The organism is Blastococcus sp. CT_GayMR16 (genome assembly GCF_004570875.1).
Classification (GTDB): domain Bacteria; phylum Actinomycetota; class Actinomycetes; order Mycobacteriales; family Geodermatophilaceae; genus Blastococcus_B.
Map to the genome: position 1 here is coordinate 40060 of NZ_SPQK01000023.1, position 25037 is coordinate 65096.

Sequence of the window (25037 nt, forward strand, 5' to 3'; positions counted from 1 at the left end):
CTCGGAGGCGACCCGGGTCACGCTCCCGCTGTGCGGTTCACTCCAGGGCGTCCCCGACGACCGCGGTGGCGCCGTCCACCTGCAGAATGCGGACGGTCTCCCCGACGGCGTAGGTCTCGCCGCTGTGCTGGGTGCGAGCGCTCCACTCGTCGGCCCCCATCCGGATGCGACCGCTCGAGGAGTCGATCTCGCGGGTCACCTTGGCGGTGCGGCCGATGAGGTTGTCGACGCCGTCGAGCTGGAGCGGGGTCCGCTGCGTGAGGTGCTTGGTCGCGATCGGGCGGACCAGCACCAACAGCACTCCCGAGATCGCGATGAATGCGATCATCTGCAGCACCGTGGCGCCGCCGAGCAGGGCCACGGTCATGCCGCCGAGCGCGCCACCGGCGAACATCAGCAGGACCAGGTCCAGGCTGACGACCTCCCCGGCGGCGAAGAGGCCCGCGGCGATCAGCCAGAGCAACCACGCAGCCATATCCGGAGTGTCCCAGACCACGGCGTTCCTGGTGGGCCTCGTCTCACCCTGCGCTGCCGAACTGATACCCAGCAGTCCCCCGTCGTAGCGTGGCTGCGTGCACGACTTCCCCGCCGGCCGGTTCGCGGTCTGGGCGACGGCCTGGCTCAGCGGCCGCACGTCCTACGACCACGCGCTCGACGCGCTGTCCGGCGACACCGCGCACCGGGTGTCCGGGCTGCCGGGCTCGGACGAGACGGTCCCCCTGGGCTCGGCGCTGAGCGCGCTGCGGGGGCTGGGCGAGCAACGCTTCCGGCTCGTGCTGCCCGTGCCCGGCGACGTCCGCGGCCTGCCCGCCGTCCCGAGCCTGGCCGCGGTCGCCCTGGAGTCGGGTCAGGCCGCCGTCGGTACGCGGCTGGTGCTCGTGCCCGAGCCCCTCGGCCCCGAGGTCATCGTCTGGACGGCGTTCCCGCTGGACGGCGCCCCGCCGGTCGCGCCGCCGGTGGAGGGCACGCTGCGTGCGGTCTCCGGACACCTCGACCTGGCCGTCGCCGACACCGCGCGGACCCTCGCGGGCCTGGACCTCGCCCGCTGGAATCCCGAGGTGCCGGCGCTGCTCGCCGGGCTGGGGAGGACGACGTCGGCGCCCGCGCTCCCGGACGACCACGACCCGCTGGCGGTCTCCGTGCTCGGCAAGGCCCAGCGGCTGGCCGCCGTCCTGGACCTGGCCATGGCCGACGCCCCGGGTGCCGCGGTCAACCACGCGCAGGCCGCCGCCCGCGACACCGCGCTGCGTCCGCTGGCGGACGCCGTCCGCGAGGCGACCACCGCCGCGTTCAACTGGATCCCACGGGAGCCTTCGCCTCGCTAGCGTCCTGCGGCATGACCGCGCCGATGACGATGAACCGGCTCATCCACGCTGCCGTGCGACGGGACCTCGACCGACTGTCCACCGCTCTGGAGCGCCTGACCGTCGGAGACCGGGCCCGCGCCCAGGAGCTCGAGCGTGCCTTCGCGAACCTCCGGCTGGAGCTGACCCACCATCACGAGGGCGAGGACGCCCACATCTGGCCGATGCTCGCCTCGGCCGGGGTCGACCCGGAGCTGCTCTCCGCGATGGAGACCGAGCACCACGCGATGGCGGAGGCGCTGGCGGAGACCGATGCCGCGATGTCGACGCTGGCGCGGAGCGCCTCGGCCGACGATGCCGCGGCGGCCCGCGCGAGCGTGCTGCGGACGCAGGTCGTCGTGGAACACCACCTCACGCACGAGGAGACGGGCCTGGAGCCGGTCCTCGTCCCGCGCCTCGAGTCGCCGGAGTGGAAAGCGGTCGAGAAGAAGCTCAGCCGGCAGTCACCCGGCGTGGCCGGACGGTTCTTCGCCTGGCTGACCGACGGGATGTCCGACGAGCACCGGGCGTTCCTCAAGCAGACGGTTCCCACGCCGGTCGTGGTCGTCCTCGGGAAGGTGTTCGGACGCCGGTACAACCGCGAGGTCGCACCGGTCTGGAAGACCCGCTAGGCGACCGGTCGCCGGACAAAACAACAGGCCGCCGGGCAGTTGGTGCCCAGGCGCGGGAGTCCCCCGGCGCGGCGCTCCCCGACCAGTTCGCGGATCGACGCGACGAACGCGGGATGGGTGCCCGCCGTCCCCGCCCGGGCGAAGGCCAGCCCGAGCTCCGTGGCGGTCTCCCTGGCCTCGTTGTCGAGGTCCCAGATCACCTCGAGGTGGTCGCTGATGAAACCGACCGGGAACACCACGACGGCGGTCTCGCCGGCGGCGGCCAGCGCGCGCAAGTGGTCGTTGATGTCGGGCTCCAGCCACGGCACCGACGGCGGCCCGCTGCGGCTCTGCCACACGAGGTCGAACGTGCGCCCGGGTGCCGCCTCGGCCACGACCCGCTCCGCGGCGGCCATCAGCTCCGCCTCGTAGGCGTGACCGTCGGGGCCGGCGGCGACGGCCATCGCGTCGGGGATGCTGTGCGCGGTCGCGACGAGCCGGGCCGTGGCGCGCAACTGCGCCGGCAGCGACTCCAGCGCCGCGGCGAGGGCATCGGCGTTGGCCTGCACGAACCCCGGGGCATCGAAGTAGTGCGGCAGCTTCTCCGCGGTCGGTCCCCCGCCGAAGGAGACCCGGGCCCGGGCGATGTCCTCGTGGTACTGCCTGCACCCGGAGAACGAGGCGTAGGCCGACGTCGCGAAGACGTAGACGTGCTCGACCCCGTCCTCGGCGAGCTGCCTCCAGGTTTCCTCCACATAGGGCGCCCAGTTGCGGTTGCCCCAGTACACCGGCAGGCCGACGCCGCCGGCCGCGAGTTCCTTCTCGACGGCGGCGATCAGCGCCTTGTTCTGGTCGTTGATCGGGCTGACCCCACCGAAGTGGTGGTAGTGCTCGGCGACGGCCTCGAGCCGCTCCCGCGGGATGCCGCGCCCCCGGGTGACGTTCTCGAGGAAGGGCATCACGTCGTCATGGCCCTCGGGCCCGCCGAAGGAGAGCACCAGGAGCGCCTCCCGGCGCCCGGACGGGGCCGGGTCGGGAGACGGCTCGATGCCCCCGTTGTTCCGGACGGCGAGCGAGGGATCCTCGTCGGGTCGCTGACCTGCGGGCGTGATGTCGACGGCGGACTCGAGTGGCACTGCTGTTCTTCTTCTCTCCGGACGTCGACGGATGCACTCACACGCCTACGGCGTGGCTCTGTGACCTCACACGCCTACGGCGTGGCTCTGTGACCTCACACGCCTACGGCGTGGCTCTGTGACCTCACACGCCTACGGCGTGGAAGCCTCCGTCGACGTGCACGATCTCGCCGGTGGTGGCGGGGAACCAGTCCGAGAGCAGGGCGCACACGGCCTTGCCCGAGGGCTCGGTGTCGGTGACCGACCAGCCGAGCGGCGCCTGCGCCTCCCAGGCCTCCTCGAACTGCGAGCTGCCCGGGATGGACTTCATCGCCATGGTGCGCAGCGGGCCGGCGGCCACGAGGTTGACCCGGACGCCGTCGGGTCCGAGCTCGCGGGCGAGGTAGCGACTCGTGGACTCCAGTGCCGCCTTGGCCGCACCCATCCAGCCGTAGACGGGCCACGCCACGGTGGCGTCGAAGGTCAGCCCGACGACGGAGGCCTTGTCGCCGAACAGCGGCCGGCACGCGTGGGTGAGCGAGGCCAGCGACCACGACGACACCTGGAAGGCGGTCGCGGCGTGCTCCCACGCGACCTCGGAGAAGCCGTCGCCCATCGCCTCCTGCGGCGCGAAGCCGATCGAGTGGACGACGCCGTCCAGGACGTCGACGTGCTCGCGCAACCGATCGGCCAGCGTCGACAGATGCTCGGTGTTCGTCACGTCGAGCTCGATCACCGGCGCCTCCTGCGGCAGGCGCTTGGCGATCCGCTGGCACAGCGACAGCGCCCGACCGAAGTTCGACAGGACGACGGTGGCGCCCTGCTCCTGCGCGATCTTGGCCGCCGAGAACGCGATGGACGCCTCGGTCAGGACCCCCGCGACGAGGATCTTCTTGCCCTCCAGGATGCCCATCAGTGCCCCATCCCCAGTCCGCCGTCGACCGGGACGACCGCCCCGGTGATGTAGCCCGCCGCGTCGCTCGCCAGAAAGCGGACGACGCCGGCGATCTCGTCCGTCGAGGCGTATCGGCCGAGCGGCACCTGCCCCAGGATCTCCTGCTGCCGCTTCTCGGGCAGCTCGGCCGTCATGTCGGTCTCGACGAAGCCCGGCGCCACGACGTTCGCGGTGATGTTGCGGCTGCCCAGCTCGCGGGCGATCGAGCGGGCCAAGCCCACGAGGCCCGCTTTCGACGCCGCGTAGTTGGTCTGACCCGCCGAGCCGAGGAGGCCGACGACGGACGAGACGAAGATCATCCGGCCGGAACGGGCACGGACCATCTTGGCGCTGGCCCGTTTGGCCACCCGGTAGGCGGCGGTGAGGTTGGCGTCGAGGACGTCGGTGAAGTCCTCCTCCTTCATGCGCATGAGCAGCCCGTCGCGGGTGATCCCGGCGTTGCTGACCAGCACCTCGACCGGGCCCTGGTGCTCCTCGACGTGGCTGAACGCGCGGTCGACGGCGTCGGCATCGGTGACGTCGCACTGCACGCCGAAGAGTCCGTCGGGAGCGCCGCTGCCGCGGTGGGTGACCGCGACCGAGTCGCCCTGCTCGGCGAACGAGCGGGCGATCGCGAGCCCGATCCCCCGGTTGCCGCCGGTCACCAGCACCGATCTGCCCACGTGCACTCCCTGACGCCGACGCTGTCCTGCCCGAGAACCTAGTGCGTGGACCTCGTGGCCACCCGGCCGCGGTGCCGGGCCGCCGTCAGTGCGGGACCGGGAGCCACTCGCCGATGACGGCCATCACGTCGGAAGGACCCACTGTCGACCCTTAGCACCGCCGGACGGCGGGAAGGCTGCTCCCTAAGCTGGCTCGATGTTCTTCCTCTTCGGCTTCGGCACCAAGCAACAGCACCTCGGCCCCGGGGAGACCCGAACCTGCCCTCGCTGCAACAACACGTCTCAGTGGAGTCGGATCCGGCAATTCAGTCAGTTCTCGTTGTTCTTCATCCCGGTGGCGCGCTGGAAGCGCCGTCAGCTCGAGGTCTGCGGCATCTGCGGCGCCGCCGTCGAGGTCTGAGACCGCTCACGGCCGCGCCACTGGCCGGCCCGACGGGCCGGGCTCCGAACGGTTCGGCGGCGGTTGCTCCGTCCATCGGGTGCCGCTTCCGTGTGGGTCGGCCGGTCGACGTTTACGGTGTCAACGCGCGCGTGCCGTCGGGCTCGAGATGCGGCGGTGACACAACACCCACTCGGAGGGGCGACCTGGTGAGCGAAGCGCCCCGCGATGCCGACCGTCATGACCGGTTCCGATCGGACGACGAGATCACCCGGCTGATGGAGACCCTTCCGGCCGCGCTGGTGCGTCTGGACCGGGACTGGACGATCGCCTACGTGAACGCCAACGCCGAGACCATCTACGGCCGCACGCGGGAACAGCTCGTCGGCCTGGACGTGTGGGACGCGTTTCCCGAAGCCCGCGGCACCGTGATCGAGCAGAGCTACCGCAAGGCCATGGAGACCGGTGAGCCCGGCACCCTCGAGGTGTACTTCGAACCGCTGGACGTGCACTTCGACGTCAGGATCTGGCCGGACGCCGAGGGGCTGACGCTCTTCTTCCACGACGTCAACGACCGCGTCCGCGCCCAGCAGGCAATCGACGCAGCACTCCGGGAGAAGGAGGCCGCGGCGCGACGGCTCGCCGATCTGAACGCGATCGCCCTGGAGCTGACCGCGGCCGAGACGGTGGCCGACCTCGAGGGCATCGTGGTCGGCCGCGGGCTCGACGTGCTCGGCAGCGACGGGGGCGCCGTCGTCACGCGAGACGAGAGCGGCGGGTGGCGCATGACGATCAGCGCGGCCATGGGAGCAGTCACCCAGGCCGAGTACGGCGTCGTCCCGTACGACACTCCCCTTCCCGGGCCGTGGGCCGCGCGCAACGATCGCGCCGTCCTCCTCCCGACCCGGGAGTCGGGGCTGGCATTCGACCCGGCCATGGCCCGCGCGTACGAGAACACCGGGCGATCCGGCTGGGCCTTCCTCCCGCTGACCGTGCGCGATCGGCGGCTGGGCTGCCTGGCGGTCTCCTGGACCGACGAGCACGTCGTCGGCGCCGAGGAGATGGAACTGCTGGAGGGATTTGCGGCGCAGTGCGCGCAGACCCTTGATCGCATCCGCGGACGTGAAGCCCAGCAGGCCATGGCCGCCCGAGCCGTCGCGATGTCGGAGACCCTCCAGCGCAGCCTGCTCAGCGCCCCCACCCAGCCCGACGACCTCGCCGTCGCCGTCCGCTACCGACCCGCGATCCGGGAGGCCCAGGTCGGCGGTGACTGGTACGACAGCTTCCTCACGTCCGCGGGGGTGCTCTCCCTGGTCGTCGGTGACATCACCGGTCACGACCAGCAGGCCGCCGCGGTCATGGGCCAGGTACGCAACCTGCTGCGCGGCGTCGCCTACACCCTCGGCGAGCCTCCGGCAGCCGTGCTGGGCACGCTCGACCGGGCACTGCGCGACCTCGAGGTGCGCACCTACGCGACCGTGCTGCTGGCCAACGTCGAGCAGACGCCGGAGCAGGCGGCCGAGGGTCTGCGGACGCTCCGGTGGTCCAATGCAGGGCACCCGCCGCCGGTTGTGCTGCGGGCCGACGGCACGACCACCCTGCTCGACACTCCCCCGAACCGGCTGCTCGGAGTCGATCCGGACACGCGACGCGACGATCACGTCGTCCTCCTCCGGCCGGGCGATCTGGTGCTGCTCTACACCGACGGGCTCGTCGAACGCCGCGGGATTGATCTCGGCCTCGGCATGCACTGGCTCACGACGACCGTCGCCGACCTGGCCGGCCTGGATCACGAGCAGCTGTGCGACGCCCTCCTCGACCACGTCGACGGACGGACGGAGGACGACGTCGCGCTGCTCGCGCTCATGATCGGGCGCAGCTAGGCGTGCCACCCCCGACCCGCAGCCGAGCGGCGCGGTGCTCGAGATAGCGACGTTCCGGGAGGTTGAGGGTGCGGCGGGCTGCCTTCTCGTACTCGCTCCGCGCGGACTCCAGGTCTCCGGCACGTTCCAGCAGGTGGGCGTGGACGGAGATGGTCCGGACGTCGCGCCGGGGGTGCCGCTGGCACAGCTGCCAACGGTCCACGCTCAGGCCGCCACGGGCGGGCTGTCCGGCAAGGTCATCGTCGTCCCGACCGGCGTCTGACGGTCTCCTGGTCGCGGTTGTCCTGCCGAGCTCACCTGGGCCTGCGACAGCAGGACCTATCGGCGCAATCCTTCGAGCAACAACGCGACCAGCTTGCGGGGCTCGTAACCCGGGTCGTCCTGGTGACCGATGCACAGATTGCCGATACCGCGCATCAGTTCGTAGGCATCTACTCCACCGCGCACCTCGCCGGCCTCGCGAGCCGCCTTCAGCACTCGCGCGCACGCAGGCACCAGCCGGTCGAGAAAGTCTGCATGCAGCGCTCCGAAGGTGACGCTGTCCGACCGCAGCAAGTCGGCAAGCCCGTGCTTGGTCACCAGGAAGTCCACGAAGAGGTCGAGCCAGTCCCGCAGCGCATCGATCGGGGCGGCAGCGGCCGTGAGCAATGCCGGGGCGGCGGCGGCGCACGCGTCGACCTGGTGACGGTAGACGGCCACGACCAGCTCAGAGCGAGTAGGAAAGTGTCGGTAGATGGTGCCGACGCCCACGCCCGCCGCGGCGGCGATCTGGCGGATGGGTGCGTCGACGCCGGAGGTGACGAAGACGTCAGCTGCGGCAGCCAGGAGTGCCTGCTCATTGCGGAGCGCGTCGGATCGTCGGTTTCGTGCAGCGGAGTCTCTTGCGTCGACCGAACTCATCGGGCTCCTTCACTCCTCCGCTGAGCGTGCTCGGTCGCCCCGGCGTTCCGGAACCAGGCTCCGATTGAGGCTAGCCGCTTCGAGCGCTGCGAGAGGGAGGGCCTAAGAAGCGCTCGATGCGGCCCGACGAGGTCACGGCTCTTGTCCGGCCGCGCCGCCTGGGCACCCGACGTGTGGCGTGAACGGGTTGGGCGGGCAGGGGTCATCACCTGCCCGCCCAACCCGACGAGGCGACTGTCCACGCGCGGTCTGCTACTTGGATTCCACCCGTCCGAGAGCGTTTTCCTCGCCCGCCAAAGAGGCCTTCGCCTCCTCCCAGACCGCGTCGTCCTGGTCCATCTGGCTGCGGAGGAAGGCCCAGGTGATCCGCTGCACCATCGCGACGGCAAAGGGGTTCTCATCGGTCGTCTCCTTCAGGTCGTAGCCGGCGACGCCACCGAGTCCGTGCTCGGCGCCGACGACCGTGAGCAGCGACTTCGGCGAGGGGGACAGGTGGTAGGGGTCGGTGAACCAGCTCGGCCCGGCCGTGCTCAGGTACTGCACGTCGTCGTTCTCCCCCGCGACGACCAGGGTGGGGGTCGACATCTTCGAGAAATCGGGGTTCGCGAAGAACTGGTAGTGCTCCGCCGCGTAGTCGCTGAGGGCGTCACCGCCTCGGCCCGGCGCCGAGAGCATCACGCCAGCCCTGATGCGGGGCTCCGACACGTCGACTTCGAGGCCAGTGTCCGGATCGGTGAGACGGGCACCGAGCAGCAAGCCCGCAGTGTGACCACCCATCGAGTGTCCGACGACTGCGATCTTCTTCCGGTCCAGCCTCCCCCGGACGTGCGGAACGGCCGCCTCGACGGCCTCGAGCTGGTCGAGGATCAGCGTCATGTCCAGGGCGCGCTGCCGCCAGTACAGCGGTGCATCCGCGTGGTCGGCCTCACGGAGGCCGAGGGTCGCCGAGTCCAGGTGGGTGGGCTGGATGACCACGAAGCCGCGAGACGCGTAGTAGTCGACTAGCGGTCCGTAGCCGTAGAAGGAGGAGACGTAGTTCGACGGCCCGTGCCCGTGGGAGATCAGGATGATCGGCAGGTTCTCGCCCGAGACCGGCGCCGAGACCCGCAGAGCCAGGTCAACGGTGCGATCAGGGCTCGGGAGCACCACAGGCGTGGTCGTGACGACCGGCGTCGTCGCGCCTCCGACGTGGGCGGTGGGAAGGGGTGTGCTCATGGCGGTTCCTCGCACTGCATCGCGCCCGGGCAGAAACCGGAGCGCTGTTCCGGTTGGTAGTCCCGTCAACATACGGAACAGCGCTCCGGTTCGCAACGGCGTCGCGCATCCAGATCACCCACGTCGCTCGGGGAAGCTGCTCTCCCGGAGCCTGCGACGGGGGTGCGCGACCGGCTGCTCGGCGGTTACTGCCCGTCATTGCAGGGCATGAGCCAGCTGGGTGACGGCCATCAGCGCGGCGACGTCCGCCGGCACGTCCGCGGCGAAGATCGGCTGGAACTTCTCCTCCTCGATGTAGAGGTCGTCGACGGTCTGCCCCTACTGGCCGCGCACGGGCACCGGGCGCAGCGCCGCTCCGAGCTCGTTGCCCGGGGACTGTCCGGCCGAGGCGGACCTGGCCGCCATGCAGGACCAGTGACCCTGCCGAGCGTGGAGCTGGCCGTCACCACCCACGTCGGCGAGCACCACGACATCGACGTCACCTACGGCGAGCTCGGCACCTGGGTGGTGGGTAACGCGCTGGCCGTCGTTGGCCCGGTACGGGAGACCTACCTGGTCGGCCCACGCGACACAGCCGACCCGGCTGCCCGGCGCACCGAGATCGGCTGGCCCGTCTTCCGGATGGCCCCGCGATGAGCAGTCAGCCCGTCCGGCCCTCGTGGCTACCAGGTCACCGACCACTACGCGTGGACGCGTCACGGCTACGGCTCCGCCGAGAAGACCCCAGGAGCGTCACGGCGCCGACGCTGACGGCGCTCGGGTGCAGCTGGCGGGCGAAGCCCTAGCCTCACGTGCATGCGTGCCGTGCAGATCACCCGCTTCGGCGGTCCCGAGGTCCTGGACATCGTCGACGTCCCCGAACCCACACCGGGCGACGGGCAGAAGCTCTACGACGTCTCGACCGCCGGCGTGAACTTCGCCGACACCCACCAGATCGAGAACTCCTACCTCGCGCAGCAGGAGCTCCCGCTGATCCCGGGCGCGGAGTTCGTCGGGACGCCGGCAGGCGGCGGCCAGCGCGTCGTCGGCCTCCTGGACGGCGGCGGGTACGCCGAGAAGGTCGTCGCGCACGACTTCCTCACCTGGCCCGTTCCCGACGGCGTCAGCGACGAGCAGGCGCTGGCCGTCGTCCTGCAGGGCGCGACGGCCTGGCACCTGCTGCGGACGAGCACCCACATGGCCGAGGGCGAGTCGGTCGTCGTCATCGCCGGCGCCGGTGGTGTCGGCTCCCTCGGCGTCCAGCTGGCCAAGCGCTGGGGCGCCGGACGGGTCATCGCCACCGCGTCGAGTGCGGACAAGCGCGCACTCTGCGAGGAGCTCGGTGCCGACGCCACCGTTGACCCGGCCCTCGCCGAGGAGGACCCGAAGAACTTCACCGCCGCCCTGCGGGAGGCCAACGGCGGGAAGAAGGTCGACATCGTCCTGGAGATGACCGGCGGCAACGTGTTCGACGGCGCCCTGTCGGCGCTGGCGCCCTTCGGCCGGCTGGCCGCCTACGGCATGGCCGGTCGGGTGCCGCCGAAGCCGGTCCAGGCCCCGTCGCTGATGGGCACGAGCCGGGCGGTCATCGGCTTCTGGCTGGCCCACTGCATGGCCCGTCCGGAGATGATGGACGCCGCCATGAACGAGCTGCTTCCGCTGGTGGCCGAGGGCGCGCTGAAGCCGGTCGTCGGCGGTCGCTACCCACTGTCCGACGTCCGCAAGGCACACGAGGACCTGCTGGCCCGCCGCTCCACCGGCAAGCTGGTCGTCGACCCGAGCCGCTGACTACACGAGGCGGTTGGTCCAGAGCAGGCTGAGGACGGCGCCGACGAGCGCGAGCAGCAGTCCTCCGCGCACGAACCAGTAGCTGACGTCCTGCGGCTCGGTCGTGTAGCCGATCTGGCTGCCCAGGTCGGCGTAGACCTGCTCGAGCTCCGCCGCGCTGGCGGCCTCGCTGTAGCTGCCGCCGGTCTGGTCGGCGATGTTCTCGAGCGTGGACCGGTCGACGGGCACCGGCACGGTCTCGCCGTCCAGGTCGAGCGTGCCGTAGTCGGTGCCGAACGCGATCGTCGAGACCGGGACGCCCGCGGCCCGGGCGGCGTCGATTGCCTGGGTGTCCGCGCGCCCGACGGTGTTGTAGCCGTCGGAGAGCAGCACGATCCGGGCGGGCGGCAGTTCCTCGGTCGCGGTGTCGATCGTCGACTGGAAGTTCTCGATCGCGGTGAGCGAGCTGAAGATCGCCTCGCCGATGGCCGTGGCCTCCGCGAGATCGAGGTTGTCGATCGCGTTGGCCACCTGCGCGCGGTCGGTGGTCGGCGGCACGAGGTTCGTCGCGGTCCCGGCGAAGGACACGAGGCCGAGGTTGATCCGCTCGGGCAGGACGTCGACGAATTCCTTCGCCGCCTTCTGCATCGCGCGGAAGCGGTCGGGATCGATGTCGGTGGCCTGCATCGACAGCGACACGTCGACCGCCATCACCACCGTCGCCCTCTCCCGTGGCACCCGCACCTCGGTCCTCGGCACCGCCAGGGACACCACCAGCGTGGCCAGCCCGAGCGCGACGATGCCGAACGCGAGATGCCGCCGCCAGCCCGGCCGCTTGGGCACGATGGTGCCGAGCAGCGCGACGTTGGTGAACCGCGCGGCGTAGGCCTTGCGGCGTAGCTGCAGCACCACGTAGACGGCGATCAGGGCGACCACCACGAGCAGCGCCAGCAGCCACAGCGGTGACTGGAACGTCATCGGGAAGCTCCTCCACTGCCGGCGCGCCGGCGATCGGCCACGAACCGGACCACGTCCATCAGCCAGTCCCGGTCCGTCCGCAGTTGCAGGTGGCCCGCCCCGGCGCGGCGCAGGGCCGTGGCGATCTCCGCGCGCTGGGCGGCCGCACCCGCCGCGAACTTCGCCCGGAACTCGGCGTTGCCGGTCGGCACCTCCAGCGTCTGACCGCTCTCCGGATCGACGACGGTCAGCAGTCCGACGTCCGGGAGTTCCAGCTCGCGCGGGTCGACCACCTCGATGGCGAGCAGTTCGTGCCGGGCGGACAACCGCCGCAGCGGCCGGTCCCAGTCGCTGTCGCCCAGGAAGTCCGAGATGACCACGACGAGACCCCGCCGGCGCGGGGGCCGCATCAGCGTCTCCATGGCGGCGGCCAGATCTCCCCGCCGACCGCCCGCTGCCCGCGGGGTCGCCACCACCGAACGCAGCAGCCTCTCGGCGGCGAGCCGGCCCGGCATCGCCGGATGCCGGTCCACGCGCTCCCCCGTCGTGACGACGGCGCCGAGCCGGTTGCCGCCGTGCACGGTCAGGTGGCCGACCGCGGCCAGACCGGCGATGGCCAGGTCGCGCTTCTGACAGTTGGCGGTGCCGAAGTCCAGGCTCGCCGAGAGGTCCACGACCGCCCAGGTCTCCAGCTCACGGTCGGCGATCGTCTCGCGGACGTGCGCGACCTGGGTGCGAGCCGTGACCGGCCAGTCCATCCGCCGGACGTCGTCCCCCGGGTGGTACGTGCGCGAGTCGCCGGCCTCCGACCCGGACCCGGGCACGAGACCCAGGTGGTCGCCCTGCAGCAGCCCGTCGAGGCGCCGCCGGACCGTCAGCTCCAGGCGGCGCAGCAGGATGTCCGACGGCCCGTCGGCGAAGCGCGGTGGCGAGCCGTCACCGTTCCCCGGCTCGATGCCGGAGCCCGGGGTGGCCGGGTGCAGCAGCAGGCCGGGATGCTCAGGCATGGGGTGCTCGGGCCCGGACGGCGGCGGAGGAGCCGCGCGGCGACGCCGGATCACGCCGGGTGCGGTCCGTTCGCGTGGCCGTTGGACGCCGGCGGACCGTACGGGCCGGCCGGCTGGCCGCCCGGCTGAGGCGGACCGAACTGGGGCACGTGCGGACCGCCCGGGGTGGCCGGACCGAAGCCGCCGGCGTTCTGCCGCGGGGCGACCTGCGGCAACGGCACGGTCTGCACGATCCGCTTGACGATGTGGTCGGCCGGGACGCCGTCGGCCAGCGCGTCGTAGGAGAGCACCAGCCGGTGCCGAAGCACGTCGGCGGTGACGTCGAGGACGTCCTGCGGCAGCACGTAGTCGCGGCCGCGGACCAGGGCGAGCGCGCGGGCCGCGGCGATCAGCCCCAGCGATGCGCGGGGGCTCGCGCCGTAGGAGACCCACGTGGCGACGTCCTCCATGCCGTGCTCCCGCGGTGTGCGCGTCGCGACGACGAGCCGGACGACGTAGTCGACGAGGGCGTGGTGGACGAAGACCTGCGACGCCGTCCTCTGCAGCCGGCGGAGGTCGTCGGGGCCCAGGACGGTCTCGGCCACCGGCGGCTCCGAGCCCATCCGGTAGACGATCTCCCGCTCCTCCTCCGGCGTCGGGTAGTCGACGAGCACCTTCATGAGGAATCGGTCGCGCTGGGCCTCGGGGAGCGGGTAGACGCCCTCGGACTCGATCGGGTTCTGGGTGGCCAGGACGAGGAACGGGTCGGGCAGCGGGTGCGTGACCCCACCGATCGAGACCTGCCGCTCGGCCATGACCTCCAGCAGCGCGGACTGCACCTTCGCCGGCGCCCGGTTGATCTCGTCGGTGAGCACGAAGTTGGCGAACACGGGGCCGAGCTCGACGTCGAACGCGTCCTGGCCGGCCTTGTAGATCCGGGTGCCGATGATGTCGGCCGGCACCAGGTCGGGCGTGAACTGCAGACGGGCGAACTTGCCGCCGACCGCTCGCGCCAGGGTCTCGACCGCCAACGTCTTCGCGACGCCCGGCACGCCCTCGAGCAGGACGTGGCCGCGGGCCAGGAGCGCCACGAGCATGCGTTCGACCAGCCGGTCCTGACCGACGATGACCCGCTTGATCTCGAACAGCACGCGTTCCAGCTGCGCGGCGTCGACCGACGGCGGGACCGGCGCGCCGGGGCTCACGGGCGATTCGATCGGAGTGCTGGCAGCGCTGCTCACGTGGCTCCCTGGTCGTGCCGGTCCACGGCTCCCGGGCGGAAGGGTCCGTCGACGGGGCGGCAGTCCCACCCCCGTAGGCCAGTGTCCTACACCTTCCTGTGGAGGTGCTGACGCGCCGTGGACGAGGGCTCGCGTGGCGCAGCGCCGGGCCATGAGCAGGGGCTCTGCCGAAGATCCGTGGACGCGAGTCGACAACCCCTGCCCGAGGCGCCGAGTGGCTGCTAGCCTGGTTGGCGCGTCGGGCAGCTCCCCCCGTGGCTGCCCGACGCCCTTATGCCGCGCTCCCGCTGACGTGCTCCGGACGTGCCCGGATGAGCCTCAGGCGCTGGGGCGGACCGCACCCACGTAGTTCCGCCACCACATGGTGGACACCTTGACGACATCCCCGCTCTGCGGCGCCTGGACGACCTGGCTGCCGCCCAGGTAGATCGCGACGTGCGTGATGCTGTCGGGGTCGGACGCGTCGGTCCCCCAGAACACGAGGTCGCCGGCCTGCAGGTCGTTGCTCGACACCTTGGGCAGCGCCGAGTACTGCGACCGGCTGTTGCGCGGGATCGAGATGCCCGCCTGCCCGTAGGCGTACTGGGTCAGCCCACTGCAATCGAAGCCGATGATGCCCTCGTCGGGATCCATGCCGGGGCCGGGGCCCCGGGTGCCGCCGCCGCCCCAGGCGTAGGGCAGGCCGAGGTATCCCATGGCCGCGTCGATCGCGGTCTGGGCCGCCGACGCCGAGCCTGATCCGGCGCGGGTCGTGTTCCCCGACGGCGCCGGGGGCGTCGCCGGCTTCGGGGTCGGCGCCACCTGGGCGGTGCGCGCCGCGGCGGCGCGCTCGCCGATCAGACCGGTCAGCTGCTGCTGGGCCGCGGCCAGCTCCGTCTGCAGCTGGGCCTGCTGGGTGCCCAGCGCCGCCGCCTGGCCGCGGGCGGAGATCTCTGCGGTCTGCGCGACCGCCAGCGCCGCCGTCGCCTGCTCCTGCAGGGTGGCGGCCTCGGACAGGGTGGTGCGCGCGACGGCCTCGGTGGCGGTCGCCTGCTCCTGGAGGACCGTGACCTGGTCCAGGACGTCGGAGCGGTGGCTGCCGGCCGCCTCGAGCAGCGCGGCCCGCTGGATCAGCTCCGCGGGACTTGCGGCGGTGATGAGGGCCGCGGCACCGGTGTAGGTGCTGCCCTCCATGTAGCTGCGACGGGCGAAGGAGACGATCTGGCCCCGCGCGACACCGAGGTCGGCGGTTGCCTTGGCGGCAGCTGCCGCCGCGGCGTCGGCGCGCTGCTGGGCGTCCTCGTAGGCCGCCTGGCGCGCCTGGAACTCGTCGAGCTTGAGAGCCGACTCCGCGTGCGCGGCGTCGACGGCGGCCTGGGCCGCGCTCAGCTGACCGGAGAGGGCACCGATGCGGGACGCGACGGCGTCGGCGGCCGCCTGGGCAGCGGCGATCTGGCTGTCGCTGGGCCCGCGCGGGGCAGCTGTGGCGACGGCGGGAGCGAACCCGACCGCCAGGGCGACGGCGACGGCCGTGCCGGTCATCCGCAGCGCCGTCCGGACACCGTTGCGCTTGGCACCGCCGGCCACGACCCGGAGGCCGGCCTGCACGGTCGTGCTCCGCGTACCGCTGTCCACGTTCGAGACCTCTTCCACAGACGGCACCCGGGAGGGCGCCACTGCGGAGAAGATCGGTCGTCAGCGGACCGCCGTTGAGCGCGTCTCACCCCTCAGGGTGAGACGACACGCGAGGGCGACCTAGTTGATCTGGCGCTCGGAATCGGCCCAGAAGGACTCGCGCAGCTTGAACTTCTGGATCTTGCCGGTGGCGGTCCGGGCCAGCTGGTCGCGGAACTCCACCCGCTTGGGTGCCTTGTAGCTCGCGATGCGGGCCTTGCAGTGGGCGATGATCTCGTCCTCGGTGACCTGCTCGCCCTCGGCGACGACGACGATCGCGGTGACCATCTCGCCCCACTTGTCGTCCGGGACGCCGATGACGGCCACCTCGGCGACGGCGGGGTGGCTGAAGACGACGTCCTCCACCTCGATCGAGGAGACGTTCTCACCGCCGGTGATGATCACGTCCTTCTTGCGGTCGGAGATCGTGAGGTAGCCGGCGTCGTCGATGGTGCCGCCGTCCCCGGTGTGGAACCAGCCGCCGTCGAGGGCCTCGGCGGAGGCGTCGGGGTTGTCCCAGTAGCCGGCCAGGACCGTGTTGCTGCGGGCGAGCACCTCGCCGGACTCGCTGACCTCGAGCCGGGTGCCGAGGGACGGGACGCCGGCGCGGGACAGGTTCTTCGCCCGCTCCTCCGGGTCCAGCTCGTCGTACTCGGCGCGCGGCCGGTTGATCGTCAGCAGCGGCGCGGTCTCGGTCAGGCCGTAGATCTGGTTGAACTCCCAGCCGAGCTCGGCCTCGACCCGCGCGATGGTCCGCGACGGCGGGGGCGCACCGGCGACGACGATGCGCACCTTGTCGCGACCAGGGATCTCGCCGTCCCAGTCAGCGGCCGCCTCCAGGACGGCGTTCCACACCGCGGGGGCCCCGGCCATCATCGTCACGCCGTGCCGCTCGACCCGGCGCAGGATCTCCGCGCCGTCGACCTTGCGCAGCACCACCTGCGTCGCCCCGACCCCGGCCATCGTGTACGGCAGACCCCAGCCGTTGCAGTGGAACATCGGCAGCGTGTGCAGGTAGACGTCGCGGTCGCTCACCTGCATGTGCATGCCGAAGGTGACCGCGTTGACCCAGATGTTGCGGTGGGTCATCTGCACGCCCTTGGGCCGGGCCGTCGTCCCGCTGGTGTAGTTGATCGTGGCAGTGGCGTCCTCGTCGGGCTCGGACCACGGCCGCGGCTCGGCGTCGTAGCGGAGCAGCTGCTCGTACTCCTCCCCTGTGCCGAACCGGTGCTCGGCCTCGATGCCCTTGAGCGAGGACTCCAGGTCCGGATCGACGAACAGGGCCCGGGCCCCCGACTGCCCGACGATGTAGCTGACCTCCTCGGGCGACAGCCGGAAGTTGATCGGCACCACGACCCGGCCCGAGCTCGGCACCGCCAGGAGCATCTCCAGCAGCCGGCCGGCGTTGTGGCTGACGATCGCGACGCGCTCGCCCTCGCCGATGCCGAGCTCGTCCAGGCCGGCCACAAGTGCCCGGCCGCGGCGGGCGACGTCCCGGTAGCTCACCTCGCCCAGTGACGGCGCCGGCTGGGTCGGCTCGTCGATGATGCCCACGCGGTCGCCGTAGACGAGCTCGGCCCGATCGAGGAAGTCACGGGTGGTCAAGGGCACGCGCATGCCGGCTCCCGGAGGGTGCGTGGTCAGTTCACGGTGGTCCCCGTCACGCTAACCGCCCGGGGACGACGCCGACGAGCGGTGCTCCCTCGTCGGTCGCACCGCAAGAATCGTCAAGTCGACCCGCGCTCGGGTCGCTAGGTTCCACTCGTGGCGGCGTCGACCCGCGAGATCCTGCGGCTGGTCGCACACGTGAACGGCCGTCGTCAGGAGCACCTCCCGCTCTCGGTGATGGCGGCGCTCGTGCACCGCTCCCCGTTCGACCTGCACCGTCGCTTCCGCGGCCTGATCGGTGAGACGCCGAAGAGCTACACGTCCCGGGTCCGGCTGGCCCGGGCCGCGGCCGACCTCCTGTCCACGGACCGCCTCATCTCCCTCGTGGCGTTCGACCACGGCTTCGCCAGCCACGAGGTGTTCAGCCGCGCCTTCACGCGGCATTTCGGCCGGAGTCCGCGCGCGTATCGCGCCCGCGGCCTGCACGTGGACGACGACCGGATCGCGGGCGTCCACGCAGCCGTCGTCGAATCGGCAGCGCCCTGCCTGGGCCTGTACCGCCTGGCCACCACCGGAAGGAGCACCGACGTGCCCGTAGAGATCGCCGTGAAGGACCTGCCCGCCGCCCATGCGCTCGTGATGCGACGGCGCGTGTCACGGGACGCGATCGCCGAGATGCTCGGGGAAAGCCTGCCCACCGTGTTCGCGTACGCGCAGCGACAGGGCCTCGCCATGACCGGTCCGCCGTTCGCCCGGTACCCGGAGCTCGGCATGGGCTCGGCCCTCGTCGAGGCCGGTGTCACGATCGCGGCACCTCCGGCGGACGACCCGGGCGACGGGATCCAGGTGCTCCTGATCCCCGGGGGCCGGGCGGCGGTGGCCCTCCATCGGGGCCCGTACGAGCGCTTGGCGGAGACCCATCAGGCCGTCGAGGCGTTCATCCACGCCGAGGGCCTCTCGGCGGCGGGACCACCGTGGGAGACCTACCTGACCGACCCGGGAGAGCGCCCCGACCCCGAGACGTGGGAGACCGAGATCGTCCACCCCGTGCGCTGAGGGCTCAGGACCAGCCAGTCGGGACGGTGCCGGTCACGCGTCCACGGTAGGCACGCGGACGTCGTCCGGCCGCCTGCGGAACAGCCGCACGACCAGGACGACCGCGGCGGCATAGGCGGCGCCCAGCAGGGTGTCGACGACGTAGTGCTCCCCCGCCCAGACCAGGACGAGCGGCATCAGGACGGCGTAGCCCACCAGCGCCACGCGCTGCCACGCCCGGCGCGCGACCGGCAGCAGCACAAGGCAGGTCAGCACGGCGAAGGCCGTGTGCAGCGAGGGCACGGCCGCCACCTGGTTGACCTGGCCCTGGCTGTCGGCCAGGAGTGCTCCGGCATGCGGGAGGCCGAGCACGTCCCAGCCCACCGCGCTCAGCCGCTGGATCGGCTCGATCACGCCCTGCTTCGCGGCGAGCCACGGCGGGGCCGCCGGGTAGAGGACATAGGTGGCGAGGCCCGCGGCCGACAGCGCCAGGACCATCCGGACGTAGCGCCCCCAGAGACGCCGGTCCCGGACCCACAGCACGCACAGCAGCAGCGGCGTGACGACGAAGTGGCTGCCGTAGACGAGAGCGGCCATTGCCTTCCACCAGTCGGCCTCGAGCACCTGCTGCAGCCAGATGGTCGGCAGCACCCCTCCGCCGAGCCACAGGTCCACCGCTGCCGGCTCGGTCACGTGCACGGGCATGCCCAGGCCGTCGGCGAGACCCCGCGTGGCGTCGTAGGCCAGCAAGAGCGCGGCGACCGGCAGCCACTCGGCCAGCAGCCGCACGATCCGACGCCAGCCGTCGACGGCCGCGTGCGCGACCAGGCCGATCAGCGTCCAGCCCAGCAGCACGATCCGGTCGGTCGGCAGACCCGTGACGAGACACATGGTGACGAAGGCCAGCGCCACCGCCGTCCAGAGCAGAAGGCGCACCGGAAGGCGCCAGGTGGGACGGACGGCAACGGGTGGAGAAAGGGAGGGGAGCGCCGGGATGAGCGCCGTGGGCTCGACCGCGGTCACGGCGGGGCACGCTATCCGCGCCGGGGGCCGTTCGGGGAGCCCGGGGGCACGACGCGCCCACAGTTCACCCAGGTGAGGCACCTGGGGCAGCCGGGTCCGGACGCGACCGGGGACGTTTCCGGGGCCATGATCGAGGTCACCGGGCAAAGGAAGGGGTGCCTCACCCGATGTCCCGTCCGCCGAACTGGGATGATCGGGAGTGGACAGACGAGCGAGACGAACCACCGAGGGGTAGGCGCAGAAGAGTGGCAGCCAGCAAGGACAGCTTCGGGGCACGGTCGACGCTCACCGTCGACGGCACCGACTACGACATCTTCCGGCTCGACGCGGTGGAGGGCTCCCAGAAGCTGCCCTTCAGCCTGAAGGTCCTCCTGGAGAACCTGCTGCGCACCGAGGACGGCGCGGACATCACCGCCGACCACATCCGGGCGATCGCGAACTGGGACCCGTCGGCCGAGCCCGACCAGGAGATCCAGTTCACCCCGGCCCGTGTGGTCATGCAGGACTTCACCGGCGTCCCCTGCATCGTCGACCTCGCCACCATGCGGGAGGCCATGGCCGACCTCGGCGGCGACCCGCAGAAGATCAACCCGCTCGCCCCGGCCGAGCTGGTCATCGACCACTCGGTGATCGCCGACGTCTTCGGCACTGCGGACTCCTTCGAGCGCAACGTCGAGATCGAGTACGAGCGCAACGGCGAGCGCTACCAGTTCCTGCGCTGGGGCCAGGGCGCGTTCAGCGACTTCAAGGTCGTTCCCCCGGGCACCGGCATCGTGCACCAGGTCAACATCGAGCACCTGGCCCGCGTGATCTTCCCGCGGGCCGAGAAGCAGGACGACGGGTCGACTCGGACGATTGCCTATCCCGACACCTGCGTCGGCACCGACTCGCACACCACGATGGTCAACGGCCTCGGCGTCCTGGGCTGGGGCGTGGGTGGCATCGAGGCGGAGGCCGCGATGCTCGGCCAGCCGGTCTCGATGCTGATCCCGCGGGTCGTCGGCTTCAAGCTGACCGGCCAGCTGCCGGACGGCGCCACCGCGACCGACCTCGTGCTCACGATCACCGAGATGCTGCGCGAGCACGGCGTCGTCGGGAAGTTCGTCGAGTTCTACGGCGCGGGCGTCTCCGCCGTCCCGCTGGCCAACCGGGCCACGATCGGCAACATGAGCCCGGAGTTCGGCTCCACCGCGGCGATGTTCCCCATCGACGAGGAGACGATCACCTACCTCGAGCTGACCGGTCGCTCCACCGAGCAGGTGGCGCTCGTGGAGGCCTACGCCAAGGAGCAGGGTCTCTGGCACGACGCGTCCCGCGAGCCGGCCTTCTCCGAGTACCTCGAGCTGGACCTCTCCACCATCGTGCCGTCGATCGCCGGCCCGAAGCGCCCGCAGGACCGCGTCGCGATCACCGAGGCGAAGCAGGCGTTCCGCGAGGCGCTGCCGACCTACGCACCGGACGGCGACGACGACCCGGACGACGCCGCTGCGGAGGGCTCCAGCGTCGACGAGTCCGTCGAGGAGAGCTTCCCCGCATCGGACCCGGCGAGCCCGTTCGCGCACGGCAACGGTGCGGCCGGCAAGCCGCACGACGCCGTCTCCGGCACCGGTGGCAAGGGCCGCACCTCGAAGCCGACCCGCGTGGTCATGGAGGACGGCACCGAGACCGAGATCGACCACGGCCACGTCGTGATCGCGGCCATCACCTCGTGCACCAACACGTCCAACCCGCAGGTGATGATCGGCGCGGCGCTGCTGGCGAAGAACGCCGTCGAGCGCGGCCTGACCAGCAAGCCGTGGGTCAAGACCACGCTGGCCCCCGGGTCCAAGGTCGTCATGGACTACTACGAGAAGGCCGAGCTCACGCCGTACCTGGAGAAGCTCGGCTTCTACCTGGTCGGCTACGGCTGCACGACCTGCATCGGCAACTCCGGCCCGCTCCCGGAGCCGGTGTCGGCCGCCGTGAACGAGGCCGACCTCGCCGTCGTCTCGGTGCTCTCGGGCAACCGGAACTTCGAGGGCCGGATCAACCCCGACGTGAAGATGAACTACCTGGCGAGCCCGCCGCTGGTCATCGCCTACGCGCTGGCCGGCTCCATGGACGTCGACCTGAACAACGACCCCCTGGGCCAGGACACCGACGGCAACGACGTCTTCCTGCACGACATCTGGCCGTCGCCGCAGGAGATCCAGCGGGTCATCGACCACGCCGTCTCCGCGGAGATGTTCAGCAAGGACTACGCCGACGTCTTCGCCGGCACCGAGCAGTGGCAGGCGCTGCCGACCCCCGAGGGCGACACGTTCGACTGGGACCCGCAGAGCACCTACGTCCGGAAGCCCCCGTACTTCGACGGGATGCCGGCCGAGCCGACCCCCGTCGAGGACATCTCCGGCGCCCGCACCCTCGCGGTGCTCGGCGACTCGGTGACGACCGACCACATCTCCCCGGCCGGCTCGATCAAGGCCGACTCCCCCGCCGGCAAGTACCTGCGCGAGCACGGGATCGATCGCCGCGACTTCAACTCCTACGGCTCCCGGCGCGGGAACCACGAGGTGATGATCCGCGGGACGTTCGCCAACATCCGGCTGCGCAACCTGCTGGTTCCCGGCACCGAGGGTGGCGTCACCAAGAACCACCTCACCGGTGAGACGACGACGATCTACGACGCCTCGCGGGCCTACATCGACGCCGGCATCCCGCTGGTCGTGCTGGCCGGCAAGGAGTACGGGTCCGGCTCGTCGCGCGACTGGGCGGCCAAGGGGACGGCGCTGCTCGGGGTCAAGGCGGTCATCGCCGAGAGCTACGAGCGCATCCACCGGTCGAACCTGATCGGCATGGGCGTGCTGCCGCTGCAGTACCCCGACGGGCAGAACGCCGAGTCGCTCGGCCTGACCGGCGACGAGGAGTTCGCGATCACCGGGGTCACGGCGCTGAACGACGGCAACACCCCGCGCACGGTGAAGGTGAAGGCGGATGGCCCGGACGGGAAGACGACAGAGTTCGACGCCCGCGTCCGGATCGACACTCCCGGTGAGGCGAACTACTACCGCAACGGCGGGATCATGCAGTACGTGCTGCGGTCGCTGCGCGGTACCGCCGCCTGATCGATGGACCTGGGCCTGGGCGGTCGCGGCTACCTGCTCACCGGCGCGAGCCGGGGGCTGGGATTCGCGACCGCCCGAGCCCTGGTCGACGACGGCGCCCGGGTGCTGGTCAGCTCCCGGAGCGCCGGGTCGGTCACCGCGGCCGCCGAGTCGCTCGGCGGTCCACCGTCCGCGTTCGGCACCGCCGCCGACCTCGCTGATCCCGGCGCGGCCGAACGGCTCGTCACCGCGGCCGGTGAACGGCTGGACCGCATCGACGGGGTGCTGATCTCCGTCGGCGGCCCGGCGCCGGGCACCGTGCTCGAGGCGCCCGAAGAGGCGTGGCGCGACGGCGTCGAGAACGTCCTGCTGGGTCCGCTCCGGCTGGTGAAGGCACTCGTCCCGCACCTCTCCGACGGCGCCGCGATCGGCTTCGTCCTCTCCACCTCGGTCCGCCAGCCGATCGGCCACCTGGCCATCTCCAACGGCCTGCGTCCCGGCCTGGCGATGACGGCGAAGGCGCTCGCCGACGAGCTCGGGCCGCGCGGCATCCGGGTCTTCGGGCTCCTGCCGGGGACGGTGGCCACCGACCGGATTGCCGAGATCGAGGACGCCTCGGGCGACGCCGCCGCGATGCGGGCGCGCACCGAGGCCGGCATCCCGCTGCGCCGGGTGGGGCGACCGGAGGAGTTCGGCCGCGTCGCTGCGTTCCTGCTCTCGCCGGCGGCCTCCTACGTGTCCGGCGCGATGATCCCCGTCGACGGCGGCGTCCTCCGCTCGCTGTGAGCTCTTCTCCTGACGGCCCGGTCCTGGTCGCCTGCGCGCACGGCACCCGGAACCCGACCGGACGGCGGCTGATCGCCGAACTGGCGCTCGCCGCCCGGACGATGCGACCGGGGCTGACGACGACGGCGGCGTTCGTGGACGTCCAGCCGCCCACGGTCGTCGACGTCGTCGCCGGGCTGGCGGCGGCCGGACGGCCCGCGGTCGTGGTGCCGCTGCTGCTGTCGGGCGGCTATCACGTGCACGTCGACATCGCGGGCGCGGTGGCTGCGGCGCCGGGGACGGTCGCGGCCCGCCCGCTGGGACCCGATCCGCGGCTGGTCGAGGTCCTGCACGACCGGCTGGTCTCTGCGGGTGCGGACCCGGATGACCCGCTGACGGCCGTGGTGCTCGCGGCGGCCGGCTCCAGCGATGTGCGGGCGGTGGCGGACGTCGAGAGCACCGCGGAGCTGCTCCAGCGCACCTGGACCGGCCCGGTGACGACGGGGTACGGCTCCGCGGCGCTGCCCACCGTGCCCGACGCGGTGGGTGCCGCCCGCCGGGCCGGAGCGGGGCGGGTCGTCGTCGCCTCGTACCTGCTGGCGCCGGGTCACTTCCACGACAAGCTCACCGACGCCGGCGCGGACCTGCTCACCGCTCCGCTGCTGCCCGACCAGCGGATCGCCGCCGTCCTTCTCGACCGCTACGACGCCGCGCTGACCGGCTGACTCAGGCCTGCCAGTCGAACGCCTGCTCCCCCACGACCAGGACGACCGCGAACACGACGGCGGCCACCGCTGGCACGAGTGGGGTCCACCAGGACCCGCGGACGGCGAGCCAGACGAGCCATGCCGTCAGCAGCAACCACAGCATCCACAGCGGAACCAGCACGGACCCGGGGATCACCAGACCACCGGCGACGTAGAACGACCCGACCAGCAGGTGCAGCAGGCCGGACACGACGGCGAGGAGCAGTGGGCCGGTGGAGCGGGCGGTGTTCGTGGCCACGCCGCGGAGTATGGCGGTCCCCGGCACCCTCAGGTAGAGGTGATCACCCGGGTGTCGGACCGGTCGCGGCGGGACGCGCGGGGTCGCTCGACCACTGCGACCAGGAGCCCGGCCACAGCGCCGCCTCGATCCCGGCGGCGGCGAGGGCAGCCACCTCGTGGGCGGCGGTGACCCCCGACCCGCAGTAGACGCCGACTCTCGTCCTCGGCCCGATGCCCAGCGCCACGAACCGGTCGACCAGTTCCGTCATCCGCAGGAACGTCCCGTCCGCCGCGAGATTGGCCGTCGTGGGGGCGCTCAGCGCTCCGGGCACGTGCCCGGCCCGCGGGTCGATCGGCTCGACCTCGCCCCGGTAGCGCTCCCCGGCCCGCGCGTCGAGCAGCACCCCGCCGGATCCCGGCAGTGCTGCTGCCTCCTCGAGGGTCAGCACCGGCATGCCGCCGCCGGGGAGGGTCACGTCCCCGGGCGCCGGGACGACGTCGCCGGTCTCCACCGGGCCGCCCACCCTGCGCCAGGCGTCCAGTCCTCCGTCGAGCAGGCGGACGTCGGCCAGCCCACCCCAGCGCAGCAGCCACCAGGCCCTGGCCGCGGCCAGTCCCCCGGTGGCGTCGTAGGCGACGACCGCGTCGCCGTCGCGGATCCCCCAGCGCCGAGCCGCTTCCTGCAGCCGCTGTAACGACGGGATCGGATGACGGCCCGCAGCCGCCGACGCGGAGTCGGCCAACTCGGTCTCGAGGTCGACGAAGACGGCACCGGGCAGATGGCCGGCCAGGTACTTCTCCCGCCCCTGGTCGTCGCCCAGGGCCCAGCGCACGTCGAGCAGCACCACCCGCCCGCCGTCCGCCAGGAGGTCGGCGGCGGGGGCAAGCACG

The 25037-nt window shown here is 72.0% G+C and carries 25 protein-coding genes; 11 read left to right on the forward strand and 14 right to left on the reverse strand.

Features of this window, described 5'->3' with window-relative positions; translation table 11 throughout:
- Positions 1-37 precede the first annotated feature (37 nt).
- Positions 38-475, reverse strand: a complete 438-nt coding sequence (locus E4P38_RS19735; protein WP_135133698.1) for an NfeD family protein — start codon at positions 473-475, stop codon at positions 38-40.
- Positions 476-572: 97 nt separating this feature from the next.
- Here E4P38_RS19735 and E4P38_RS19740 point away from each other — a divergent pair, with 97 nt between their 5' ends.
- Entirely contained in the window at positions 573-1325 is a 753-nt protein-coding gene (locus E4P38_RS19740; RefSeq protein ID WP_135133699.1) for a hypothetical protein, read from the forward strand.
- Between the two features lie 11 nt (positions 1326-1336).
- Positions 1337-1975: a hemerythrin domain-containing protein gene (locus tag E4P38_RS19745; RefSeq protein WP_135133700.1), complete on the forward strand. Its 639-nt coding sequence runs from the start codon at positions 1337-1339 to the stop codon at positions 1973-1975.
- On the opposite strand, the gene E4P38_RS19750 is transcribed toward E4P38_RS19745, so the two are convergent.
- From E4P38_RS19750 to fabG, 3 genes are all read right to left on the reverse strand, one after another.
- Positions 1972-3090: a ferrochelatase gene (locus E4P38_RS19750; protein ID WP_135133701.1), complete on the reverse strand. Its 1119-nt coding sequence runs from the start codon at positions 3088-3090 to the stop codon at positions 1972-1974. The two genes, E4P38_RS19745 and E4P38_RS19750, sit on opposite strands and share 4 nt — an antisense overlap.
- 124 nt (positions 3091-3214) lie before the next feature.
- Complete coding sequence (gene fabI, locus E4P38_RS19755; RefSeq protein ID WP_245161173.1) at positions 3215-3982, reverse strand: enoyl-ACP reductase FabI; 768 nt, start codon at positions 3980-3982, stop codon at positions 3215-3217.
- Positions 3982-4686 carry a 3-oxoacyl-[acyl-carrier-protein] reductase gene (fabG, locus tag E4P38_RS19760; protein ID WP_135133702.1) on the reverse strand — a complete coding sequence of 235 codons (705 nt, stop codon included), beginning with the start codon at positions 4684-4686 and terminating at the stop codon, positions 3982-3984. The genes fabI and fabG overlap by 1 nt, the downstream gene beginning before the upstream one ends.
- 196 nt (positions 4687-4882) lie before the next feature.
- On the opposite strand from fabG, the gene E4P38_RS19765 reads away from it, so the two are divergent.
- The 3 genes from E4P38_RS19765 to E4P38_RS23925 all read left to right on the forward strand — a co-directional run bounded on the left by E4P38_RS19765 (position 4883) and on the right by E4P38_RS23925 (position 7210).
- The gene (locus E4P38_RS19765; protein WP_135133703.1) at positions 4883-5086 is read left to right on the forward strand and encodes a zinc-ribbon domain-containing protein; all 204 of its coding nucleotides are present in this window, start codon (positions 4883-4885) and stop codon (positions 5084-5086) included.
- Between the two features lie 188 nt (positions 5087-5274).
- The gene (locus tag E4P38_RS19770; protein ID WP_135133704.1) at positions 5275-6948 is read left to right on the forward strand and encodes a SpoIIE family protein phosphatase; all 1674 of its coding nucleotides are present in this window, start codon (positions 5275-5277) and stop codon (positions 6946-6948) included.
- Positions 6949-7087: 139 nt separating this feature from the next.
- Complete coding sequence (locus E4P38_RS23925) at positions 7088-7210, forward strand: hypothetical protein (protein ID WP_280791097.1); 123 nt, start codon at positions 7088-7090, stop codon at positions 7208-7210.
- 56 nt (positions 7211-7266) lie between these two features.
- Here the strand turns inward: E4P38_RS23925 and E4P38_RS19780 are convergent, their stop codons facing one another.
- Both E4P38_RS19780 and E4P38_RS19785 read right to left on the reverse strand, forming a co-directional pair.
- Positions 7267-7848 (reverse strand): TetR/AcrR family transcriptional regulator, encoded by a 582-nt coding sequence (locus tag E4P38_RS19780; protein ID WP_135133706.1) that lies wholly within the window; start codon positions 7846-7848, stop codon positions 7267-7269.
- Between the two features lie 252 nt (positions 7849-8100).
- Positions 8101-9063, reverse strand: coding sequence for an alpha/beta hydrolase (locus E4P38_RS19785; protein ID WP_135133707.1), 963 nt, complete (start codon positions 9061-9063; stop codon positions 8101-8103).
- A 207-nt stretch (positions 9064-9270) separates the two neighbouring features.
- Here E4P38_RS19785 and E4P38_RS23620 point away from each other — a divergent pair, with 207 nt between their 5' ends.
- Together E4P38_RS23620 and E4P38_RS19800 are read left to right on the forward strand one after the other, a co-directional pair.
- Positions 9271-9699 carry a GyrI-like domain-containing protein gene (locus tag E4P38_RS23620; RefSeq protein WP_245161174.1) on the forward strand — a complete coding sequence of 143 codons (429 nt, stop codon included), beginning with the start codon at positions 9271-9273 and terminating at the stop codon, positions 9697-9699.
- 159 nt (positions 9700-9858) lie between these two features.
- Positions 9859-10830 carry an NADPH:quinone oxidoreductase family protein gene (locus E4P38_RS19800; protein WP_135133708.1) on the forward strand — a complete coding sequence of 324 codons (972 nt, stop codon included), beginning with the start codon at positions 9859-9861 and terminating at the stop codon, positions 10828-10830.
- On the opposite strand, the gene E4P38_RS19805 is transcribed toward E4P38_RS19800, so the two are convergent.
- The 5 genes from E4P38_RS19805 to E4P38_RS19825 form a co-directional block, all read right to left on the reverse strand.
- A complete protein-coding gene (locus tag E4P38_RS19805; RefSeq protein ID WP_135133709.1) occupies positions 10831-11787 on the reverse strand; it encodes a VWA domain-containing protein in 957 nt (318 codons plus the stop codon).
- Entirely contained in the window at positions 11784-12773 is a 990-nt protein-coding gene (locus E4P38_RS19810; protein ID WP_209309212.1) for a DUF58 domain-containing protein, read from the reverse strand. The genes E4P38_RS19805 and E4P38_RS19810 overlap by 4 nt, the downstream gene beginning before the upstream one ends.
- Positions 12774-12823: 50 nt before the next feature.
- Positions 12824-13912: a MoxR family ATPase gene (locus E4P38_RS19815; protein WP_348633799.1), complete on the reverse strand. Its 1089-nt coding sequence runs from the start codon at positions 13910-13912 to the stop codon at positions 12824-12826.
- A 399-nt stretch (positions 13913-14311) separates the two neighbouring features.
- Positions 14312-15607, reverse strand: a complete 1296-nt coding sequence (locus E4P38_RS19820) for an NlpC/P60 family protein (RefSeq protein WP_245161175.1) — start codon at positions 15605-15607, stop codon at positions 14312-14314.
- A gap of 120 nt (positions 15608-15727) precedes the next feature.
- Positions 15728-17263, reverse strand: coding sequence for an AMP-binding protein (locus E4P38_RS19825; protein WP_135133710.1), 1536 nt, complete (start codon positions 17261-17263; stop codon positions 15728-15730).
- A 147-nt stretch (positions 17264-17410) separates the two neighbouring features.
- Between E4P38_RS19825 and E4P38_RS19830 the strand changes: the two genes are divergently transcribed.
- The gene (locus tag E4P38_RS19830; RefSeq protein ID WP_135133711.1) at positions 17411-18310 is read left to right on the forward strand and encodes a helix-turn-helix domain-containing protein; all 900 of its coding nucleotides are present in this window, start codon (positions 17411-17413) and stop codon (positions 18308-18310) included.
- 33 nt (positions 18311-18343) lie between these two features.
- Here the strand turns inward: E4P38_RS19830 and E4P38_RS19835 are convergent, their stop codons facing one another.
- Positions 18344-19312, reverse strand: a complete 969-nt coding sequence (locus E4P38_RS19835; RefSeq protein ID WP_245161176.1) for a phosphatase PAP2 family protein — start codon at positions 19310-19312, stop codon at positions 18344-18346.
- Between the two features lie 245 nt (positions 19313-19557).
- Here E4P38_RS19835 and E4P38_RS19840 point away from each other — a divergent pair, with 245 nt between their 5' ends.
- Genes E4P38_RS19840 through E4P38_RS19850 form a run of 3 tightly spaced genes read left to right on the forward strand, consistent with a single transcriptional unit; the run spans position 19558 to position 23885 of the window.
- Positions 19558-22416 carry an aconitate hydratase gene (locus E4P38_RS19840; RefSeq protein ID WP_135133712.1) on the forward strand — a complete coding sequence of 953 codons (2859 nt, stop codon included), beginning with the start codon at positions 19558-19560 and terminating at the stop codon, positions 22414-22416.
- A gap of 3 nt (positions 22417-22419) precedes the next feature.
- On the forward strand, positions 22420-23181 hold the full coding sequence (locus E4P38_RS19845) for an SDR family oxidoreductase (RefSeq protein ID WP_135133713.1): 762 nt from the start codon (positions 22420-22422) through the stop codon (positions 23179-23181).
- A complete protein-coding gene (locus E4P38_RS19850) occupies positions 23178-23885 on the forward strand; it encodes a sirohydrochlorin chelatase (protein WP_135133714.1) in 708 nt (235 codons plus the stop codon). The genes E4P38_RS19845 and E4P38_RS19850 overlap by 4 nt, the downstream gene beginning before the upstream one ends.
- 1 nt (position 23886) lies before the next feature.
- Here the strand turns inward: E4P38_RS19850 and E4P38_RS19855 are convergent, their stop codons facing one another.
- Complete coding sequence (locus E4P38_RS19855; protein WP_135133715.1) at positions 23887-24165, reverse strand: hypothetical protein; 279 nt, start codon at positions 24163-24165, stop codon at positions 23887-23889.
- Positions 24166-24208: 43 nt separating this feature from the next.
- Positions 24209-25036 carry a sulfurtransferase gene (locus E4P38_RS19860; protein WP_245161177.1) on the reverse strand — a complete coding sequence of 276 codons (828 nt, stop codon included), beginning with the start codon at positions 25034-25036 and terminating at the stop codon, positions 24209-24211.
- Position 25037: the final 1 nt, after the last annotated feature.

What these genes read in the sequence shown, in the direction of transcription:
- E4P38_RS19765 (WP_135133703.1), top strand. Translation starts at nt 4,883, where the DNA reads ATGTTCTTCCTCTTCGGCTTCGGCACCAAGCAACAGCACCTCGGCCCC.
- E4P38_RS19785 (WP_135133707.1), bottom strand. Translation starts at nt 9,063, where the DNA reads ATGAGCACACCCCTTCCCACCGCCCACGTCGGAGGCGCGACGACGCCG.
- E4P38_RS19800 (WP_135133708.1), top strand. Translation starts at nt 9,859, where the DNA reads ATGCGTGCCGTGCAGATCACCCGCTTCGGCGGTCCCGAGGTCCTGGAC.
- E4P38_RS23620 (WP_245161174.1), top strand. Translation starts at nt 9,271, where the DNA reads ATGAGCCAGCTGGGTGACGGCCATCAGCGCGGCGACGTCCGCCGGCAC.
- E4P38_RS19810 (WP_209309212.1), bottom strand. Translation starts at nt 12,773, where the DNA reads ATGCCTGAGCATCCCGGCCTGCTGCTGCACCCGGCCACCCCGGGCTCC.
- E4P38_RS19845 (WP_135133713.1), top strand. Translation starts at nt 22,420, where the DNA reads ATGGACCTGGGCCTGGGCGGTCGCGGCTACCTGCTCACCGGCGCGAGC.
- E4P38_RS19745 (WP_135133700.1), top strand. Translation starts at nt 1,337, where the DNA reads ATGACCGCGCCGATGACGATGAACCGGCTCATCCACGCTGCCGTGCGA.
- E4P38_RS19825 (WP_135133710.1), bottom strand. Translation starts at nt 17,263, where the DNA reads ATGCGCGTGCCCTTGACCACCCGTGACTTCCTCGATCGGGCCGAGCTC.
- E4P38_RS19805 (WP_135133709.1), bottom strand. Translation starts at nt 11,787, where the DNA reads ATGACGTTCCAGTCACCGCTGTGGCTGCTGGCGCTGCTCGTGGTGGTC.
- E4P38_RS19780 (WP_135133706.1), bottom strand. Translation starts at nt 7,848, where the DNA reads ATGAGTTCGGTCGACGCAAGAGACTCCGCTGCACGAAACCGACGATCC.
- E4P38_RS19735 (WP_135133698.1), bottom strand. Translation starts at nt 475, where the DNA reads ATGGCTGCGTGGTTGCTCTGGCTGATCGCCGCGGGCCTCTTCGCCGCC.
- fabI (WP_245161173.1), bottom strand. Translation starts at nt 3,982, where the DNA reads ATGGGCATCCTGGAGGGCAAGAAGATCCTCGTCGCGGGGGTCCTGACC.